The sequence below is a fragment of the Vibrio coralliirubri genome (genome assembly GCF_024347375.1).
GTDB lineage: Bacteria > Pseudomonadota > Gammaproteobacteria > Enterobacterales > Vibrionaceae > Vibrio > Vibrio coralliirubri.
The window spans coordinates 2,040,684-2,059,398 of sequence record NZ_AP025470.1; the positions used below are offsets into that span (position 1 = coordinate 2,040,684).

Sequence of the window (18,715 nt, forward strand, 5' to 3'; positions counted from 1 at the left end):
TCGTAGGTTCTTGATTTAGTTCCATTGAATTACGCAACAAAGCCCATCTGCGCTTCAGTTTAGACACAAGCACAGCGGATTAGCTACAGGTACAGCAGATTAACCACCAGTCAAAAAACAACGAGGTGTCTCTAATCACACAGCTTTACAGTAAAAGACAAACAAACTCATTCGCGGTAAACCTGAAACCCGACTCATCGCTTTACAACAGCTAAGGTGAAAAGATAGGTAAAAAAGAGGTACACAGGCAGAATTGTGACCATAGTAAAGCCACAATTGGATTCAAAACCTTCCCTACCGACTCGATTGAATAGTAAAGCACCGTTTTCCGGCAATTTATTTGTGATCTGGGTTGCACGCGTACCGCATACTATCAGATACTGAACAAAACTAACCTTCAGCCACAGTAAACGTTCCGCGCTTGCTGTTCAGGAAATTCAATGAGTTCAGATAATCAGCCGACCTACTTCTTTTTCGATTACGAAACTTGGGGCGTTAGCCCAGCAAAAGACCGTCCGAGTCAGTTTGCAGGTGTTCGTACCGACCAAGATTTCAATGTTATTGGAGAGCCTCTGGTTATCTACTGCCAACCTCCTGCTGATTACCTCCCTGCGCCAGAAGCAGCATTGATCACCCGTATCACCCCTCAAAAAGCGGCTTCACAAGGTCTTCCTGAACCTGAGTTTATCGCTAAGATCCATGCTGAGTTGGCGAAACCAAACACCACAAGCCTTGGCTACAACAGTATTCGATTCGATGATGAGGTAACGCGTTACACCTGTTACCGAAACTTCATCGACCCATATGCGTGGAGCTGGCAGAACGGCAACTCTCGTTGGGATCTATTAGATGTAATGCGCGCTGTTCACGCACTGCGTCCTGAAGGCATTGTTTGGCCAGAGAACGAAGAAGGTTACCCAAGCTTCAAACTGGAACACCTATCTGTGGCAAACGGCATTGAACATGAGAACGCGCACGATGCGATGGCAGATGTTATTGCGACCATCGAGTTAGCGAAGAAGCTGAAAGCTGCGCAACCTAAGATGTTCGATTACCTTTACAACATGCGTCATAAGCGTAAGCTAAATGACCTGGTTGATATCGTAAACATGACACCATTAATGCACGTTTCTGGCATGTTTGGCCGTGACTGCAACTACACAAGCTGGATTGTGCCTATGGCTTGGCACCCAACCAATCAAAATGCCGTTATCGTGGTTGATTTAGCCAAAGATCCAAGCCCACTGTTAGAACTGGGCGCTGATGAACTCAGAGACAGGCTCTATACCAAACGCAGCGAACTGAGTGAAGACGAGTTACCCGTACCCATCAAATTGGTTCAACTGAACAAGTGCCCTATTCTTGCTCCAGCCAAAACGCTGACGGCTGAAAATGCCGAAACCATCGGTATCGATCGCCAACAATGCTTGAAGAACTTGGCACTGCTGCGCGAACATCCAGAGATTCGCGAAAAACTGATCGGCCTGTACTCACAAGAACGCGAGTACGAAAAGAGTGATGATGTTGATACACACCTTTACGACGGTTTCTTTTCACCTGCTGATAAAACAGCGATGAACATCATTCGTGAAACTGACCCGAACAACTTGGCAGCTTTGGATATCACCTTCAGTGACGAACGAATTAAACCGTTACTGTTCCGTTACCGTGCGCGTAACTTCCCATGGACGCTCGACGAAGCTGAACAATTGAAATGGGCAAACCATTGTCGTGAGTTTTATGAGTGCCGTTTAGAAGAGTACATGCTCAACCTTGAAAACCTCGCGCACGAACATGAAAGCGACGAGAAGAAAATGGCTATCTTGAAAGCGGTTTATCAGTACGTAGAAAAGTTAGCTAGCTAATTCCATTATCAAGAGACGTAACACTTTGAAAGAAAGATTGACCCAACTGGTTTACTGCTTAATCTCCTTCACCTTAATCATAGGTGCACTTACAGCAGGTAACGCGTTACAACACTTTTTGGATACCTCAATCCCAGGCAGTATTTTTGGCATGTTGATTTTGTTTGCCGCCATGGTGATTGGTATTGTTCCTTCGCACTGGGTACAGCCCGGTGCAAGCTTGATTATCCGCCTAATGATCTTACTGTTTGTTCCGATCAGTGTTGGGTTGATGGATCATTTCGACATGCTCATCGCGAACGCATTGCCAATTATGGCTAGCGCCGTTGGTGGCACGTTGCTGGTGTTGGTGTCCTTATCATGGTTCTTAGACCGCTTGCTTTCGAGAGGTAACTGATCATGTGGATTCTACTCACCATCGTGGTATTCCTGTTTGCTCGCTGGGTAAGTCAAAAAGTAAACTCGCCGCTGTGTAATCCCCTGCTTATCAGCATTGGTATCATCATTCCGATTCTCACGTTCTTTAGAGTACCGTTTGAAACTTACTATGCTGACAACACTTGGATTACCTACATGCTACAGCCTGCGGTTGTTGCACTTGCTTACCCACTTTATGAACAACTACCTCAAATCAGAGCCAACTGGCGCATCATTACCTTTGCTTGCACGCTAGGCAGTGTGATGTCGATGACAACAACGGCATTAATCGCAGTAGCATTTAAAGCGGACTTAACTTTGATTGCGAGCTTGTTAGGCAAATCAGTCACCACGCCAATTGCGATGGAAGTATCGAGCCATTTAGGTGGTGAAGCAGCGATTGCGGCAATACTGGTATTGATTGTTGGTCTGTTTGGGGCAATTTTTGCTTATCCAATCTACAATCTCATTGGTATTAAGAGCCCGATCGCCCGTGGTTTAACCATGGGTACCGTGTCTCACGCTTTAGGCACCGCGACTTGTGCGGAAAAGAATCAGGAAGATGCAGCATTCAGTTCTTTGGCTCTTGTGCTTTGCGGCGTCATTACCTCAATCATCGCACCGAGTATATTTTCGCTCGTGGTTTGGTTCTATTCTTAACCTAAACGATCACCACGCGATTCAGCCCAACCAGAATGCTGTTTATTACAGTGTCTGTTTGGGCTTTTTATTCGCATTTATTTAGCAATAGCAGTCAAGTCACGGTCTTTTACGAGCAATAAGTGCGATATCAGCTGTATAAATGGCTCCTGTAATCGATTTCAAGTGTGACCTCACTCTAATTATGCAAACCAATGTAACAACAACAATTCAATAGTGATCTTTGTCACAGAAAATTCCTGAGCAATGCATAAACTTAAAGCCTAAGGTCAATTAAGGATTCAACATGAACAGTCGTATTACCCTGGCGCTGGAAAGTGCTCCATCATCAATGAAAGCGCTTTTGAGTGACATCGTATTAGCAGACAACTTTGACGCGACATTGTCCCCAGAACAATTTGCTAGCCTACTGCAAGCAAGTGGTCTAGCGGATGACGAACTACGTATTGCGCTACTTCCTTTTGCCGCAGCGTATTCTTACGCTCCGTTATCTGACTTTTATGTTGGTGCAATCGTGCGTGGTTTGTCTGGTACTCTGTATTTTGGTGCAAACCTTGAAATCGCTGGTGCTCAACTTGGTCAAACCGTTCACGCTGAGCAATCTGCAATCAGCCACGCTTGGATGAAAGGCGAGCAAGGTATCTCAGATATCACCATCAACTTCAGCCCTTGTGGTCACTGTCGTCAATTCATGAACGAACTGACAACAGCAAAAGAACTTAAAGTTCAGCTTCCACAACGTGATGAAATGTCTCTGCAAGAGTACCTACCAGACTCGTTCGGCCCTGCTGATTTAGGTGTAACAACAGGCCTAATGACGAAGCTTGATCATAAGTACACGACCGAAGAAACAACGCCTATTGTTGTAGAAGCGCTAGCAGCACTAAACCGCAGCCATGCTCCTTACACCAAAAACCTAAGTGGTGTTTCGCTACAACTGACGTCAGGTGAAATTTTTACGGGTGCTTACGCAGAAAATGCAGCGTTCAACCCGAGCCTACCACCTCTGCAAGTGGCGTTGATTCAACTTAAACTGGCTGGCTTCGATTTCGAACAAATTGAAAGTGCTGCTTTGGTTGAAATCGCAGAAGGTAGCATCAGTCACCTAGCGGATACGCAATCTACATTAGAAGCGATTAACCCCGACATTCCAGTGACTTACTTAGCAATCTAAGTACATCTGATTAACAAAAATTTAAATAAGCAGCCCTATTTAACAGGGCTGCTTTTTTTATGCCTGTAATTAACGCAACAACTTGCGCAAACGTTTGCTTTTGTCATTGAAATAAGTATGATCACCCCGTTTTCAATCAATCGTTCAAAAGATCGGAAGGAATTTCTATGTTTGGTACTGCTACTCGTGAAAATGCTACTCGTGTACTTCTATTAGGTTCAGGTGAACTCGGCAAAGAAGTTGCTATCGAGTGCCAACGTTTAGGTTTGGAAGTTATTGCTTGTGACCGTTATGCAGACGCACCAGCAATGCAAGTTGCGCATCGTAGCCATGTATTAGACATGTTAGACGGCGATGCACTTCAAGCGATCATTGAACTAGAAAAGCCAGATTATGTGGTTCCTGAAATTGAAGCTATTGCCACCAGCAAGTTGGTAGAGCTAGAAGCGCAAGGCTTAAATGTCGTTCCAACTGCGAATGCGACCAAGCTAACGATGAACCGCGAAGGTATCCGTCGTCTAGCTGCAGAAGAGTTGAAACTGAGCACTTCTCCTTACCGCTTTGCAGACACCTTTGAAGATTTCTCAGCCGCTGTTGAATTCGTGGGCATGCCTTGCGTTGTTAAGCCGGTAATGAGCTCTTCAGGTAAAGGTCAAAGCGTTATCAAAACAGAAGAAGACATCCAGAAATCTTGGGACTACGCACAAGAAGGCGGTCGCACTGGCGCGGGTCGTGTGATCGTTGAAGGCTTCATCGACTTTGATTACGAGATCACCCTTCTAACCGTTCGCGCAGTCGACGGTGTTCACTTCTGTGCGCCTATCGGTCACCGCCAAGAAGACGGAGATTACCGTGAATCATGGCAGCCACAAGTGATGTCAGACAATGCACTTAAAGCCGCACAATACACGGCTGAACAAGTGGTTAACGCACTAGGTGGTCACGGTATCTTTGGTGTCGAGCTGTTTGTTAAAGGCGATCACGTTATCTTCAATGAAGTATCCCCTCGCCCACACGATACTGGCTTAGTGACATTGATGTCTCAAGACTCATCTGAATTCGCACTGCACGTACGCGCCTTTACCGGTATGCCGATCAAATCTATCACGCAATACGGCCCGTGTGCATCAGCGGTTATTCTAGGCCAAGGCACTTCAACCAACATTCGTTTTGAAGGTCTTACAGAGGCGCTAGACGCACCACAAACGCAGGTTCGCTTGTTTGGTAAGCCTGATATCGATGGCCGCCGTCGTCTAGGTGTGGCGCTTACTCGTCGCAACAGCACTGAGACAGCGATTGAAGATGCAATTGAGAGCGCGTCAAAAGTAAAAGTGATTTACTAACCAGCTATTCAATTATGAACAATCACGAGTTCAAATCTGAACAATAAAAAAAGACGGGCTATCGAGCCCGTCTTTTTGTTGGTGTTATCTGTTGGCTTAACTAAGCAGACTGAACTTAAGCGTCTGACTCAATCAAATACACTTCTTCACTGAATCGAGACAAGCCCTTCTTAGCAATCTTCGGATGTTCATCGTCCGCAATATCTTGATTCAACAATGTGATTTTGTATCCCGAAAACAATTGATCAATCTCTAACTTAGGTACGCTAAACGGAGGCCCCGCCATCTCGCTTTGGTCATAATCTAGAGTCACCAAAAGGATCTTACCGCCCGGTGTCAACAGTTGTTTCAAACGCTCTACGTACTGCACTCGCATCTCTTCAGGCAATGCGACTAAAGACACGCGATCATAAATGGTGTCGACAGGCTGGATTGGCGCTGTAAAGTAATCGCCCGTGTAGATGTTCAGTTCATCGAATTGATACAGTTCGTGCTGACCGCTAATTTGAGTCACAGTCGGCGTGTAAAGGTGCTCTGCAAAAAATGCGCGAACCGCAATCTGGCTTAACTCGACACCTTGAACATCTTCATGCTTTGAAGCTAGCCAAATCAGATCTTCACTTTTACCACAAAGTGGAACGAACACACTCTTCTCGTAGCTGGGCTCAGTCTTTTCCCAAAATTTAATCAGAAGTGGGTTTACATCTTCGAGGTGGAAACCAATTTGGTTGGCTGCCCATTTATTGTGCCAAAATTCAGGATTATTCATCTTTCGTTCATGTTAAACAGTCATAATGCAAGGGTACAGTATAGACAGGTAAGAGCAACCTTAGCTTGGTTTAAAGTACCAAATTAGTTTCGATAAAATCAGAAACTGGCTAAGTTCAAAGTTCTGATAATTGCGGAACTAACGCTTGGATTATTTGTCTATATCTTCACATTTTAAAGCAATATTAAACGTTAGAGTTGGTTTCTGTCTTAACTAGCCCCATTTAATATGTAGTAAGTTTAGTTAAGCTGTTTTTACTCTTGTGCGTTACTGGTTACCCCTTTTGACTACCCGTTTTTTGTAACCTTGTATTTTGGAGTTTGAATGAGTGTATTTCTCCGTACGACGGCCCTAATGCTTTTGGTATTGAGCCGAGCGCCTGCATTCGCAGCAGCACCTGTTTCAACAAGTTCAACAGATCAAACGCGCACTCCTGCGCAAAACCAAATATCTTCAAACGTATTCCGTCATAGTTTGAGCGGCCTTTACGGCATCAAAGCCTTCGACTCACGCCCGACTCAGCCTTACACCGACTTCGATATTCTGTACAGCAAAGCGCATCAAGGCCAAGCTGAACTAGAAACTATCTGTAAAAGTACTGCCCTACTCACCAATTCTGAAGCGCTATTTGCTGGCGTTAAATCTCAAGCTCGTGCAGAAGAAAAAATCGCCCTTGAGCTTGATGGTGATGTGACAAAAATTACCGACTTAGCCCGTGCAACTATCATCGCGAACGATGTAGAGAGCTTGGTTGAAGTTTACGAAGCGTTAAGCCGTGAAGCAGACGTTGTTAAGCTGAAAAACAAGTTTAAATCACCAGCTGACTCTGGCTACCGTGACCTTAACTTGTTGGTTCGTTTACCTAAAACCAACATCATTGCAGAGGTTCAACTTCACTTAAAAGCGATTGCTGATGTGAAAAGTGGCCCTGAACATGAGCTGTACGAAATTATCCAAGGTATTGAGCGTCACGCAATTGCAGAACATCGCCCAATCAACGATATCGAAGCGGCACAAATTAATAGCCTAAGACGCCAATCTTTAGAGCTTTACCAACAAGCATGGCAACCGTACATTACCACGCACATTAAAGCGGCTTAACCGCTTATTCATAAACAAGAACGACAAAGGGCTGCATAATCGCAGCCCTTTCCTTTATCTATTGTTTTTCTTATCGTTATCTACTGCTTTACCCACCGAACCTCGTAGAGACCAACTTAACCAGTGTTCCCAAAAAGCTCAGCTACTGGTGATAATACTCTTTAGTGCGGTTGTATAAGTCCAATGGCTTCAACGTACCATAGAATGCGGCTACGTCTTGCAGGTCTTCATCTGAAAGGTGTTTGACCACCGACTGCATGTACAAATCTTGGCGTTCATCACTTTTAAAATCACGCAGTTGCTTAATAATATACCCCGCTTTCTGACCTTTGATGTTTGGATAAGATTGTACGAAGGGAATTATTTTGTCGCCATGACACTGACTACATAGATTCTGAACCAACTTTTCACCTGACACTAAGCTAGGTATGTAATCTTTGGTGATTACCTTGCTATCGACAAGCGTTTCAACCTCAGATTTAGCTTCCACTTCAAGCTTCGGCGCTGGTTTCGACTCTATTCCTAATGATTCGACGCGCGAGGCAACTTTATCTTCAGTGCTCGGCTGTTCATCAGTACACGCCGACAACAACAAAACTACTGATACAGCGGCTATCGCAATAGCTCTATTTGCAGCAACTCTATTAACAACAGCTCCGTTCGCAACGTTTCCACTCGCAAGAGAAGTTCGCTTTAATCGCTTAATGATCATTGGTTCTCTCCCGGCATAGGTGGCATCAAGGCGCTATCAATAGGCTTACGACGATACTTGTTCATATCGATGCCTTTGTCTTGATAGTAGGTACTGAGGTAATCCAATACCGGATCCCAAGTATCAGATAGATCCCACAGCCCTTGAGTGTCGACCATCCACTGAATGGTTTCACGCCATTGCTCTCTGTTTCCGCTGTTCTGAGCAACGATTAAGCTGGTATGGCAGGCGTTACATTGCCCTTTCACGGTCTCCCAACCGGGTGCCATGATCAGACCCGACGCTTTATCTACGCCGTAGTACTCTTTTGGGTTCTCTGGAATGTCTTCAGCATGAACGAGCATCGACGTTAATAAGCTACACACCAATGCCGCTCTCATTATGCCTTTACGGTAACTGCGCTTGCTGGCAGGAGTTGAGTCTGTATGAAATGCGTGAACATCAACCAAATTGGTAAGTTTAGAACTGCCATCAATAGGCTTATTGGAAATAGACAGCATCACGACACTCTTACAGCAATACGGTGGCAACCATTAAACAGGTAACCTTTAGGATTCCATTGCGGTTGCACGACTGGCTGGCTATCACCTTCGCTATCGGTCGCCTTCGCCCAGATCTCATAATAGCCGGTCATAGGAAGGTCTAGATCGGCTTCCCATTGTTGCCAAGCGCCCTTGTTTACTGGCTTATTCAGCTTTGCATCGTGCCAAGTGGTACCGTAGTCGTAACTCACTTGCAGCTTCTCAACGGTTCTTAACCCAGCCCAAGCATGACCACTGACTTTAACCTTTTTACCAAGCGCAAACTCTGTCCCGCTTTTTGGAGAAGTAATCAGCGACTTCACAATCATCTCTTCAATGATTCGGAAATCTTTGTTATCTACTTTCTCACCCGGAGCGATTGGGTTCTTAGGCACTTGATAAGCAGGAGCCGCCATCTTATGGCCATCATGAATCTTGTTTCGAATACTGATGCCTGTTGTGCATTTCTGAGAAACAGAAGCCGGTCGACCGCCAAATACCGTTCGTAGTGGATAACCATGGAGATATGGGATCGGCTCGCCATTCATTTCCCATGCAATCAAGGCGTTATCGTTCATCGCAGCTGCAATAGGAACGCCACGTGAAATCGCCTCACCTTTACCACTCAAGTGTTTATCAAAGCCATGGTTACCAACGTAAACCGCATCATCTTTAATGCCACAGTCTTTAAGCACATCACTCAACAACACACCTGTCCACTGCGAACAATAAACACCAGCATTGTTCCATTGATTGCCTTTAGTGCTCGGATAAAAATTGTTACGGCTGTTACCACCACACTCCAACACAAGGCTTTGCGTGTGATGTTTAAACTTAGATTTGAGCTCAGCTATCGTGTAGGTTTTACTCTGTTTTACCGATTCACCTTTCACTTCAAAGGTCCAAGTATCTGGGTCCATCTCCGTAAAATCTGGCATCAAGCCATTCCAACGAACAAAGGGAACATCTGCAGGGGTCACAGCAGGTGCAAGCATACTTTCTGGCGGATACGCATTCAAAGGGTTGGTATTTAAAACGGTGTAGTAATCCGGTAGATCTTCTGCTTTTGCCCACGTTAATGCATTGATGTCCAGTGCTGCTAAACCTTCAGGGCGATTCGCGGCAAACACCCACGACACCGGCAATGCAGAAACTGCGGTTGCTGAAAGCGCGGCTTTAAGGAACTGTCTTCTATCTAAACTCATTGTGGTGACCCTGTGTTGTTCAGTTGGTAAAAGTAATTAGCTAACTTCTTGATGTCTTCTTCTGACAATAGTTGCGCGACTTTGGACATCGTTTTGTCCTCACGCTTGCCACTTTTAAAGTCAGTCAGTTGCTCAGTAAGGTAGACTTGGTTTTGCCACTTAAGGTTGGGGATAGACGGAAACGAGGTATCGTTGTTACTGCCATGACAAGCAATGCACATATTGGCGAGTTGCTGGTACTCAGCTGCCGAAGCGACAGTCGATAAAAAGAGTAACATCAAAGCTAAAGCGGACTTACGCAAAGCTTCTCCTTAGATTTAGATCAACAAAATAGATTAACTGGCTGTTTATTGAGCGCATTACAGCAAATCACTCGGTCGATTTAAATTCAATTAGATTTAACCTCTGTTCAATTTTACTGAACGGATTTAAAAAACCAATGAGATACACTTAATTCATACTCTCTAGCTGTCCATTTTAAATGTGTGGTTTATCTTTTATTCCAACTCCTCTCATCTAACTCAGAAACAGACCGATCGTAGTCAGTTCAAATAAGTCACAAATATCTGGGTGATTGCTCTTTATCCCTTTAAGTTTTTTTGCTTAGATACAATTTCAACCATCTGACAATTAAAGGGATTTCGTCATATGAAAATCAAAACATCTGCGATTTTCGTACTCTCCGCTCTAGCGCTACCATCTCATGCCAACGAGTGTGGTGAGTTCACGATAGCCGACATGAACTGGAACTCGGCAAGCCTAATAGCACACGTAGACCAATTTATTCTTAATGAAGGTTATGGCTGCGATGCACAACTGATCCCCGGAGATAGCGTTCCAACGGGTACCTCTATGATCGAAAAAGGTCAGCCTGATGTCGCGCCCGAACTTTGGACAAACGGAATCAAAGAAGCACTCGACAAAGGCGTAGCGGATAAACGGTTACGTTATGCAGGTAAGTCGCTGGTTAATGGGGGTGAAGAAGGGTTTTGGGTCCCAAACTACCTAGTTGAACAGTATCCAGAGCTCACGACTATCGAAGGTGTGATTAAAAACGCAAAGCTGTTTGAACACCCAGAAGATGATGAGAAGTTTGCGTTTTATAGCTGCCCTGCGGGTTGGACTTGTCAGATTACCTCCGGTCACCTGTTCGATGCGCTTAAGTTAGAAGATCACAATTTTGAAATGGTTGATCCCGGCTCAGGCGCCGCTTTAGCAGGTACGATAGCGAAAGCTTACGAACGCAAAAAAGCATGGTTTGGGTATTACTGGTCGCCTACGCCTGTGCTAGGTAAGTATGAGATGGTTAAAGTTGATTTTGGTAGCGGTATCGACGTCGAGGAATTTCGAAACTGCACTACTCAACCTGACTGTGAATCACCTAAAGTGACCATGTTCCCACCAGCGCCGGTTCACACGGTAACAACGGAGAGCTTCGCAACTAGCCAGCCTCTTGCCTACGAATACTTCCAGAAACGTGGTTTCACCAATCAGAAAATGAGCCAGATGTTAGCTTGGATGGAAGAAAATCAAGCGGATGCAGAAGAAGCTATGTATTACTTCTTAGAAAGCTCTCCAGAAGTTTGGAAGCCTTGGGTATCTGAAGAGATCGCAAGTAAGGTTCAACAAGCCCTTTAGAGCGAAGATTCAAAGGCATAGCCCTAGTCTCCGTTTTCGCATCTAAAGTAAGTTCGTTACAGGGAACAGAAAGAAGATGGAGTTTGAGAGTTTGAGAGTTTGAGAGTTTGAGAGTTTGAGAAAGATTACTCGAAGTTAAAGAAATACGTTTCGCTTAAACTCTATGCAGATACAAAAAGACCACGCTAGGCGTGGTCTATTGCTTGGCTACTTCTCGATTTTAATATTTTCAACTCGGGCCTTTAGTTTTTGTCCCGGTCTGAAAGTAACAACACGTCGAGCAGAAATTGGAATGTCTTCACCAGTTTTCGGGTTACGACCAGGTCGCTCGTTTTTCTCGCGAAGATCAAAATTACCAAAACCAGACAGTTTTACCTGTTCGCCATTTTCGAGTGCTTTACGAACTTCTTCGAAAAACACCTCAACCGTTTCCTTGGCATCCCGCTTGCTGTATCCGAGTGTCTCAAACAGGTTCTCAGCCAAATCGGCCTTCGTGAGTGCCATAAAACTTTCCTCAAAGCTATGTTAAACATTGCTACTATCGTGAGTAGCGCCAAAGCATTTACCCTATTCAATCAATGAGATAAGGTCATTTACAAGGAAAGTGTATGCCAAGCTTCTGATTTTCGCCAACTTTTTTATCTTAACTATTTAATTATTCTTTCAAATCAGAAAGATAACTCGCTTCAAAATTCACATATATAGCTAAAAACCATCTACTCAACAGCTACCAAATGGAGTTATATTCTATATAAATAACACTTGGTAGAATTTAAAACTTTAGCGATCTAAATAATAATTTTTGAGACTTTTCTCCGATACCCAATAAAATCAGCCACTTGATTTGATATGGGACTCAACAGAGGTTACTAATTAAGCGTTATTAAATATGAGATTTGTATCATTTCAGAATTTAATTCGAATTCACTTATAACAACCCATGTTCTTTTGGGGTTTTAATCAGTAATCCAATCATTATAGGAAAGCTTCTTTGGCACAACATGCAAATGATGGGCAATAAACGGCTATTGTTCATCTACAAAGTAAGCCTCAAAACAGAGAGCCCACCTAGAGGTTCTTTAAGTGAAAGTTCGTTCCCTGAAACTAACTGTTATGTTATAACATATCTACATTATCACTAATTTTGTGGATTGAATGAGAGACATCGAAGCGATCATCGAGCACGTAAAACAAGGCTGTAAAACAAACGGAAAACAGTTTACCGCTAAAAGACTGTTGATACTGCGTGCACTGGTTCATGCCGACAAAGCGCTGTCTGCGTATGAAATCGTTGAATATTGTAAGGAACACTTTGATCAACATGTTCAAGCGATGTCGGTTTATCGAGTGTTGGAGTTTCTTGAAGAGCAGCACTTAGCGCACAAGCTGCAAGTCTCTAATAAATACATACTTTGCGACCATATCCTTTGCGATCATGAGCACGGCATCCCGCAGTTTTTGATTTGCTCTAAGTGCGACAAAATCAGCGAGCAAACCATCGCCCCTTCCATCATTCGCGATCTTCAATCTCACGCAAAGCAAGAAGGCTTTACTGTAACAAGCCCCCAGTTAGAGATTAGCTGCGTATGTGATGAATGCGTCGACACATAAATATTTCGCTCCATCAATGGTGGTAGGCCCTGCGGACTAAAAAAATAAAGAGCTCAATATGTTAAGAAGAAACCCTAGCGGCCATATGCCGAACGTATCGGAAACCGCCTTCATTGACCCGACCGCTATCATCTGCGGGAAAGTCATCATTGAAGATAACGTGTTTATCGGCCCCTACGCCGTCATTCGTGCCGACGAGGTTAACGAACAAGGTGACATGGAAGCAATCGTGATTAAGCGCGATACCAATATTCAAGATGGTGTCGTCATACACTCAAAAGCAGGAGCAGCGGTTACCATTGGAGAACGCTCTTCTATCGCTCACCGCTCTATCATTCATGGGCCATGTGAAGTTTGTGACGATGTCTTTATTGGCTTCAACTCGGTGGTATTCAATGCTGTGATTGGCAAAGGTTGCGTCATTCGCCACAACTGTGTGGTAGATGGTCTCGATTTACCGGAAAACTTCCATGTTCCACCAATGACCAATATAGGCTCAGGGTTTGACTTAAATAGCATCTCCAAAGTACCGCCTGAATACTCCGCATTTTCAGAGTCTGTGGTATCAGCCAACCACACCCTAGTTCAAGGCTACAGGAGAATTGCTAATGAGCTCTGATAAGTCACCTATGTTAAGCATTCCAACCAACATTATTACCGGGTTCCTTGGAGTGGGAAAAACCTCTGCGATTCTCAACCTGATGAAGAACAAACCAGAAAATGAACACTGGGCTGTGTTAGTGAATGAGTTTGGAGAAATCGGCGTTGATGGTAGCTTGATTCAAGGCAACCAGACCACACAACAAGTGTTCATTCGTGAAGTACCCGGTGGTTGCATGTGTTGTGCGGCAGGTTTACCGATGCAAATCGCGCTCAATCAACTGCTTAACGAAGCCAAACCCGATCGTTTGTTAATCGAACCAACAGGGCTTGGTCACCCTAAAGAAGTGCTGCAAGTTTTGTCCTCTGAACATTACCGTAAAGTACTATCACTGCAGAAAAACGTTACCTTAGTCGATGCACGGAAGCTCTCTGATTCTCGCTATGCAGATCACGATACCTTCAATCAGCAAATCACCATTGCCGATACCGTAGTTGGTAACAAAGTCGACCTATACCAAGATGGCGACGCAGAGAAACTGGCTGAATACGTGACTGAAATTTGTCACCCGAATACCAAGCTAGTCTTCGCTCACCATGGAAAAATCCCTTTTGAAGAGTTCGAAGGAGATACAAATTTCTTTGGTCAACAAGCGCACCACCATCATCACCACCAAGAAAAGCCGCTCGCTTCAGAATTACCGATGCCAGAAAGCGGCATGATCAAAGCGACTAACCAAGGTGAAGGTTTTGAAAGCGTTGGTTGGCGATTCTCAGCAGAGAAACTGTTTGACCACCAGCGTTTGAGACACTTTTTAGTTGGATTGAAAGCTGAGCGGATGAAAGCGGTATTCATTACTCAAAGTGGTATTTTCGGGTACAACTTAACAGAGGATGGCTTGACGGAATCAGAACTCGATGAGTGTATCGAAACCAGAATAGAAGTGATCGGTCTTGAAATAGACGACGATCTAGAGGGCCAGTTGCTTGAATGCATGATCGCTTAAGTCATAGAAAGAAATAAACCCACTAACCTTGTATACCAAAGCTAGTGGGCTTATTTGTCATTCAAAGCTGCTCATGCAATATCAGTTTTCTTCAATCATTTTGCTCGGCAAGTGTTTGTGTCGCTTTAGTATTCGATACATTCGCAGGTTTCACAATCAAACCAATCCCGACAAGAAACAGTATTGATGCAACAACCTGAGCGACTGACAGCACCTCGTCGTACATAAAGTAACCACTGATCAATGCGAAGATAGGCACTAACAAGGTTAACGGCGCAGTCGTGCTTAAAGGGTATTGGATTAGCAGCTTATTCCATACCCAATAACCAAATAGCGTGGTTGGGTAAGCCTGAAACAGCACCGCAATCGTCGTGTTCCAATCCCATTGTTCGATGCCCTGCCAGATAATTTGGTCACCGTGTAACATCACGGCAAATAACACTAATGGCACTGGAGCAAACAGCATCCCCCAGACATTAAACGCAAAAGCTTGAATGGTTTTCGATGCCTTAACAATCACGCCCATCAAGGTCCAACTGCACGCCGCAATCATAATCAAGATCACGCCATTAACGGTGACATTACCCGTTGCTGCAGATACCAATACCGCCAACGCACACATGGCTAGCATCGCACCCAATAACTTACGAACGGAAGCACTCTCCTTGAATACCCACACGCCAACCGCCATGCCGATTAATACGTTGGTTGAAAGCAAGACCGATGAAAGCCCAGACGATAAACCAGCTGTGATCGACCATGAAGCCATACCCCAGATACCCACACCGAACACAAAGCCATAACTCACTAAGTAGCGCCAAGCGACATTAGGTCTCGCTACAAAAAATATCACCGGAATCACCGCTAGCGAAAAACGCGCGGCGGTTGCCAACAACGGATGAACATTAGTCACACCCATTTTGATCATCGAGAAGTTGAATCCCCAAATCGCCATGACGAATACCGCTAACAACAAATCATTTCTTTTCATACTGACCCCTCCTTTGTTTCGAATGAGTATCCCTTGAACAATAAAACCAGTACAGATACAATTTTTACAATAAAAACCAGTACAGTTAATAGCGGTCGTGACAATGAGTATCTACAGAAAGCTAGCCAATCAGTTTATCGATGAGATAGAAACAGGCAAAAGACCGGAAGGCGGACGCATGCCTTCGCTACGTCAATTGGCCAAGCAACAAGCCATCAGCATGTCGACCGTGGTGAGCTGTTACCAAGAACTGGAATCACAAGGCTGGATACATTCTCGACCGCAAGCGGGGTATTTTGTCTCGCCTCACAAGCCGTCTCACTCAACGCCTGAGTGGGCACAGTTTGAAAGTAAGGTATCTAGCGTTAAGCAAACCTCTTCGACCTACAACTCAATCAACGGACCTTTAGGGGGTTCGAGCACCACCAATGATGAACAGTCGATCGTTGAATTAGAACGAAGTTTTCGTCGCGCTATTAAACGGATGGGCAGCAGGCTCAACCACTACCCAGATACACAAGGTGAGCCGATGTTGCGACAGGCATTATCCACTCACTTTGCCAAGCTCGATGTGCACTTTTCACCTGAAGAAATGGTGATCACCGCTGGCTGTATGTCAGCGATTAAGGCCGCTCTTGAATCGTGTACCAAAGAAGGCGACACCATTGCGATTAGCTCTCCTTGTTTCAATGGTATTCTAGAGTTGCTCGGAAAGATGTCACGTCAGATCATAGAAATCCCATCGCTCGATGATGGTGTCGACTTGCAACAGCTGGAAGCGCATTTGAAGAACAAGCGAGTCGATGCCGCGATCTTTTGTACTTCTCATATGAACCCTCAGGGAATCAATATGTCGGCAAGTCAAAAACAGAAGCTTGCCGAATTAGCGAATCAATATCGAGTCCCGATCATTGAAGATGATGTGTATCTTGAACTGTCTTACTCCTCACACACACCACTCCCAGCGAAGTACTACGACAAAGGCGGCTATGTCTTATGGTGTGGATCAGTATCGAAAAGTTTGTCACCGAGTTACCGTTTGGGGTGGTGTTTGCCGGGGAGGTTTATCAACGAGTACAAGGCTCAGTTCTCTGCTGCGAGCTACGGAGTTGCCCTGCCTACTCAACTTGCGGTTGCTGACTTTATTGAATCTGGCCAATACGCTAAGCACGTGAGGAGAAGATGCTCTCAGATCTTGTCTTTGCGCCAACAATACCTAAGTTATTTGGCTCAGCACCTTCCTCAAGATGTGAAGATAAGTAACCCACAAGGTGGCATGGTGCTTTGGCTGCAAATCCCAAACTTGAACCAAGTAACCTTTGCTCGGGCAATTGCCGACCAGAACATTGATATTAGGCTTGGACACCTGTTCAGCACTCTCGACCTTTACAGTAACTGCTTACGCATCAATATTGGGTATTCGTTAGAGGGTGAAACTAAGCAGCAATTGGATGCCTTAATTGAGCTTATCCACATTCACAGCTAATAGCTAACAGCTAACAGCTAACAGCTAACAGCTAACAGCTAACAGCCTTTCAAAATCCGCTTTTTTAAAAGCCTTCGAATGCCGAATTTTAATAGCCTTTTGTCATAAAAAAGAGGGCTATTATTCCTATCTTGATTCGGTTAAAGCCCCGAACCGTAAGGAAACCCACTCGCCTCAAAACCCTTAAATGCTGAGTTTGCAAGCACCCGCAAATTTATGCAACTTGGCTAATGACACATCACTTTTTATCGTCAATATACAGCCGTCAGCGCTGGCGTTTTCCTGTATTTGAAGAGAACTATTATGAGTGATAAAACAAAAAACAAACCACTACCTTCCTTTATCGAAGAACGCTTGAACTTCTATATTCAAGACCTGATTACCCAGAATCAAAGCCAAAAGCATTTGGTATTGGGTAAACGCCCCCAGCGCAGTGCCGTTGTGATGCAGAGCAATGATTACCTAGCGCTGTCACACAACAAACAGATCCAACAAGCCCATCAAGCGGCGATCTGTGAGCACGATGACAACGTGGTGATGTCTGCCATTTTCTTACAAGATGAGCAGTCTAAACCCGCATTTGAAACAGAACTCGCTAACTATGTCGGAATGGAGAGCTGTATGCTTTCTCAATCAGGCTGGGCGGCCAATATTGGGCTATTGCAAACCATCTGCCCACCGGAGACACCTGTGTATATTGATTTCCTTGCACACATGTCGCTATGGGAAGGAATCCGCGCTGCCGGCGCAGTTGCCCACCCGTTTATGCATAACAATATGAATCACCTACGCAAACAGTTAGAACGCCACGGCTCAGGCGTCATTGTTGTCGACTCGGTTTACAGCACAATCGGCACCATTGCCCCACTGCGCGACATCTACGAAATGGCGCAAGAGTTTGATTGTGCGGTCGTCGTTGATGAATCCCATTCACTGGGTACACATGGAGAGAATGGTGCAGGCTTAGTGCAAGCATTGGGGCTCACCAACCAAGTCGACTTCATCACCGTTAGCTTGGCAAAAACCTTTGCTTATCGCGCTGGGGCAATCCTTGGCCCTAAACAACTGTCTAGAACCTTGCCGTTTGTGGCGTACCCTGCGATTTTTAGCTCAACAGTGTTACCACAAGAAGTGGTTCGTTTAGAGAAAACGTTAGAGGTGATCAAAGGTGCGGAAGGCAAACGAGAAGCCTTATTCAATCGGGCAAAATCGCTAACTACGGGGCTAAAACGAATTGGCTTTAACATCCGCAGTGAGTCTCAAATTGTAGCGTTAGAGTGCGGCAATGAGAGAAACACTGAACGTGTGCGTGACTTCCTAGAACAGCGCGATGTGTTCGGTGCGGTATTCTGCCGCCCTGCGACTGGCAAGAACAAAAACATCATCCGTTTTTCAGTGAATGCCGACATGACGCCAAAAGACATTGACCATGTGCTCACGGTTTGTCACGAAGCGTACCATCACCCCGAGTTAGAGTTCGTGTAACCTTTTTCGAACCATATTTATAACCAACACTAACGGCAGGACTGAATGGACGCTATCATGTCGCGATACAAAAAGAGCCCAGCAATTCGCTGAGCTCTTTCTTGTATTTATGTCTACCCAATTACCGTGA

The 18,715-nt window shown here is 44.8% G+C and carries 19 protein-coding genes; 12 read left to right on the forward strand and 7 right to left on the reverse strand.

All coding sequences use genetic code 11. The annotated features are described in order from the left end of the window. Positions 1-440: 440 nt before the first annotated feature. The 5 genes from sbcB (at position 441) to purT (ending at position 5,459) form a co-directional block, all read left to right on the forward strand. On the forward strand, positions 441-1,865 hold the full coding sequence (gene sbcB, locus OCV20_RS09355; RefSeq protein ID WP_086775247.1) for an exodeoxyribonuclease I: 1,425 nt from the start codon (positions 441-443) through the stop codon (positions 1,863-1,865). Between the two features lie 25 nt (positions 1,866-1,890). Next, the gene (locus tag OCV20_RS09360; protein ID WP_086775248.1) at positions 1,891-2,262 is read left to right on the forward strand and encodes a CidA/LrgA family protein; all 372 of its coding nucleotides are present in this window, start codon (positions 1,891-1,893) and stop codon (positions 2,260-2,262) included. 2 nt (positions 2,263-2,264) lie between these two features. Beyond that, positions 2,265-2,942 (forward strand): LrgB family protein, encoded by a 678-nt coding sequence (locus tag OCV20_RS09365; RefSeq protein WP_017090893.1) that lies wholly within the window; start codon positions 2,265-2,267, stop codon positions 2,940-2,942. Positions 2,943-3,228: 286 nt separating this feature from the next. After that, the gene (gene cdd / locus OCV20_RS09370; RefSeq protein WP_048617318.1) at positions 3,229-4,116 is read left to right on the forward strand and encodes a cytidine deaminase; all 888 of its coding nucleotides are present in this window, start codon (positions 3,229-3,231) and stop codon (positions 4,114-4,116) included. A gap of 167 nt (positions 4,117-4,283) precedes the next feature. Continuing rightward, entirely contained in the window at positions 4,284-5,459 is a 1,176-nt protein-coding gene (gene purT, locus OCV20_RS09375) for a formate-dependent phosphoribosylglycinamide formyltransferase (protein ID WP_017059132.1), read from the forward strand. Positions 5,460-5,574: 115 nt separating this feature from the next. Here the strand turns inward: purT and OCV20_RS09380 are convergent, their stop codons facing one another. Beyond that, the gene (locus OCV20_RS09380) at positions 5,575-6,228 is read right to left on the reverse strand and encodes a thiopurine S-methyltransferase (RefSeq protein WP_086775249.1); all 654 of its coding nucleotides are present in this window, start codon (positions 6,226-6,228) and stop codon (positions 5,575-5,577) included. A 324-nt stretch (positions 6,229-6,552) separates the two neighbouring features. Here OCV20_RS09380 and OCV20_RS09385 point away from each other — a divergent pair, with 324 nt between their 5' ends. Continuing rightward, positions 6,553-7,329 (forward strand): RelA/SpoT domain-containing protein, encoded by a 777-nt coding sequence (locus OCV20_RS09385; protein ID WP_048611816.1) that lies wholly within the window; start codon positions 6,553-6,555, stop codon positions 7,327-7,329. Between the two features lie 142 nt (positions 7,330-7,471). Here the strand turns inward: OCV20_RS09385 and OCV20_RS09390 are convergent, their stop codons facing one another. Genes OCV20_RS09390 through OCV20_RS09405 form a run of 4 tightly spaced genes read right to left on the reverse strand, consistent with a single transcriptional unit; the run spans position 7,472 to position 10,069 of the window. Then, entirely contained in the window at positions 7,472-8,041 is a 570-nt protein-coding gene (locus OCV20_RS09390; RefSeq protein WP_086775250.1) for a c-type cytochrome, read from the reverse strand. Beyond that, positions 8,038-8,541 (reverse strand): cytochrome C, encoded by a 504-nt coding sequence (locus tag OCV20_RS09395; protein ID WP_086775251.1) that lies wholly within the window; start codon positions 8,539-8,541, stop codon positions 8,038-8,040. The genes OCV20_RS09390 and OCV20_RS09395 overlap by 4 nt, the downstream gene beginning before the upstream one ends. Continuing rightward, positions 8,541-9,767, reverse strand: coding sequence for a molybdopterin-dependent oxidoreductase (locus tag OCV20_RS09400; RefSeq protein WP_048611491.1), 1,227 nt, complete (start codon positions 9,765-9,767; stop codon positions 8,541-8,543). Before OCV20_RS09400 ends, OCV20_RS09395 begins: the two co-directional genes overlap by 1 nt. Continuing rightward, positions 9,764-10,069 (reverse strand): c-type cytochrome, encoded by a 306-nt coding sequence (locus tag OCV20_RS09405; RefSeq protein WP_004734857.1) that lies wholly within the window; start codon positions 10,067-10,069, stop codon positions 9,764-9,766. Before OCV20_RS09405 ends, OCV20_RS09400 begins: the two co-directional genes overlap by 4 nt. Positions 10,070-10,415: 346 nt before the next feature. Between OCV20_RS09405 and OCV20_RS09410 the strand changes: the two genes are divergently transcribed. Beyond that, complete coding sequence (locus OCV20_RS09410; RefSeq protein WP_048611496.1) at positions 10,416-11,405, forward strand: ABC transporter substrate-binding protein; 990 nt, start codon at positions 10,416-10,418, stop codon at positions 11,403-11,405. 207 nt (positions 11,406-11,612) lie between these two features. Here OCV20_RS09410 and ihfA read toward each other — a convergent pair whose 3' ends face one another. Continuing rightward, entirely contained in the window at positions 11,613-11,909 is a 297-nt protein-coding gene (ihfA, locus tag OCV20_RS09415) for an integration host factor subunit alpha (protein WP_004734853.1), read from the reverse strand. Between the two features lie 651 nt (positions 11,910-12,560). On the opposite strand from ihfA, the gene OCV20_RS09420 reads away from it, so the two are divergent. From OCV20_RS09420 to OCV20_RS09430, 3 genes are read left to right on the forward strand one after another with little or no spacing between them, the layout of a single operon-like run. After that, entirely contained in the window at positions 12,561-13,016 is a 456-nt protein-coding gene (locus OCV20_RS09420; protein WP_048611807.1) for a Fur family transcriptional regulator, read from the forward strand. Between the two features lie 58 nt (positions 13,017-13,074). Then, the gene (locus OCV20_RS09425; RefSeq protein ID WP_048611500.1) at positions 13,075-13,635 is read left to right on the forward strand and encodes an LbetaH domain-containing protein; all 561 of its coding nucleotides are present in this window, start codon (positions 13,075-13,077) and stop codon (positions 13,633-13,635) included. Then, complete coding sequence (locus tag OCV20_RS09430; protein ID WP_086775252.1) at positions 13,625-14,623, forward strand: CobW family GTP-binding protein; 999 nt, start codon at positions 13,625-13,627, stop codon at positions 14,621-14,623. The genes OCV20_RS09425 and OCV20_RS09430 overlap by 11 nt, the downstream gene beginning before the upstream one ends. A gap of 91 nt (positions 14,624-14,714) precedes the next feature. Here the strand turns inward: OCV20_RS09430 and OCV20_RS09435 are convergent, their stop codons facing one another. Beyond that, positions 14,715-15,614 (reverse strand): EamA family transporter, encoded by a 900-nt coding sequence (locus OCV20_RS09435; protein ID WP_086775253.1) that lies wholly within the window; start codon positions 15,612-15,614, stop codon positions 14,715-14,717. 103 nt (positions 15,615-15,717) lie between these two features. Between OCV20_RS09435 and OCV20_RS09440 the strand changes: the two genes are divergently transcribed. Together OCV20_RS09440 and cqsA are read left to right on the forward strand one after the other, a co-directional pair. After that, positions 15,718-17,100 carry an aminotransferase-like domain-containing protein gene (locus OCV20_RS09440; RefSeq protein WP_086775254.1) on the forward strand — a complete coding sequence of 461 codons (1,383 nt, stop codon included), beginning with the start codon at positions 15,718-15,720 and terminating at the stop codon, positions 17,098-17,100. Between the two features lie 303 nt (positions 17,101-17,403). Beyond that, positions 17,404-18,585: an alpha-hydroxyketone-type quorum-sensing autoinducer synthase gene (gene cqsA / locus OCV20_RS09445; RefSeq protein WP_086775255.1), complete on the forward strand. Its 1,182-nt coding sequence runs from the start codon at positions 17,404-17,406 to the stop codon at positions 18,583-18,585. Positions 18,586-18,715 lie beyond the last annotated feature (130 nt).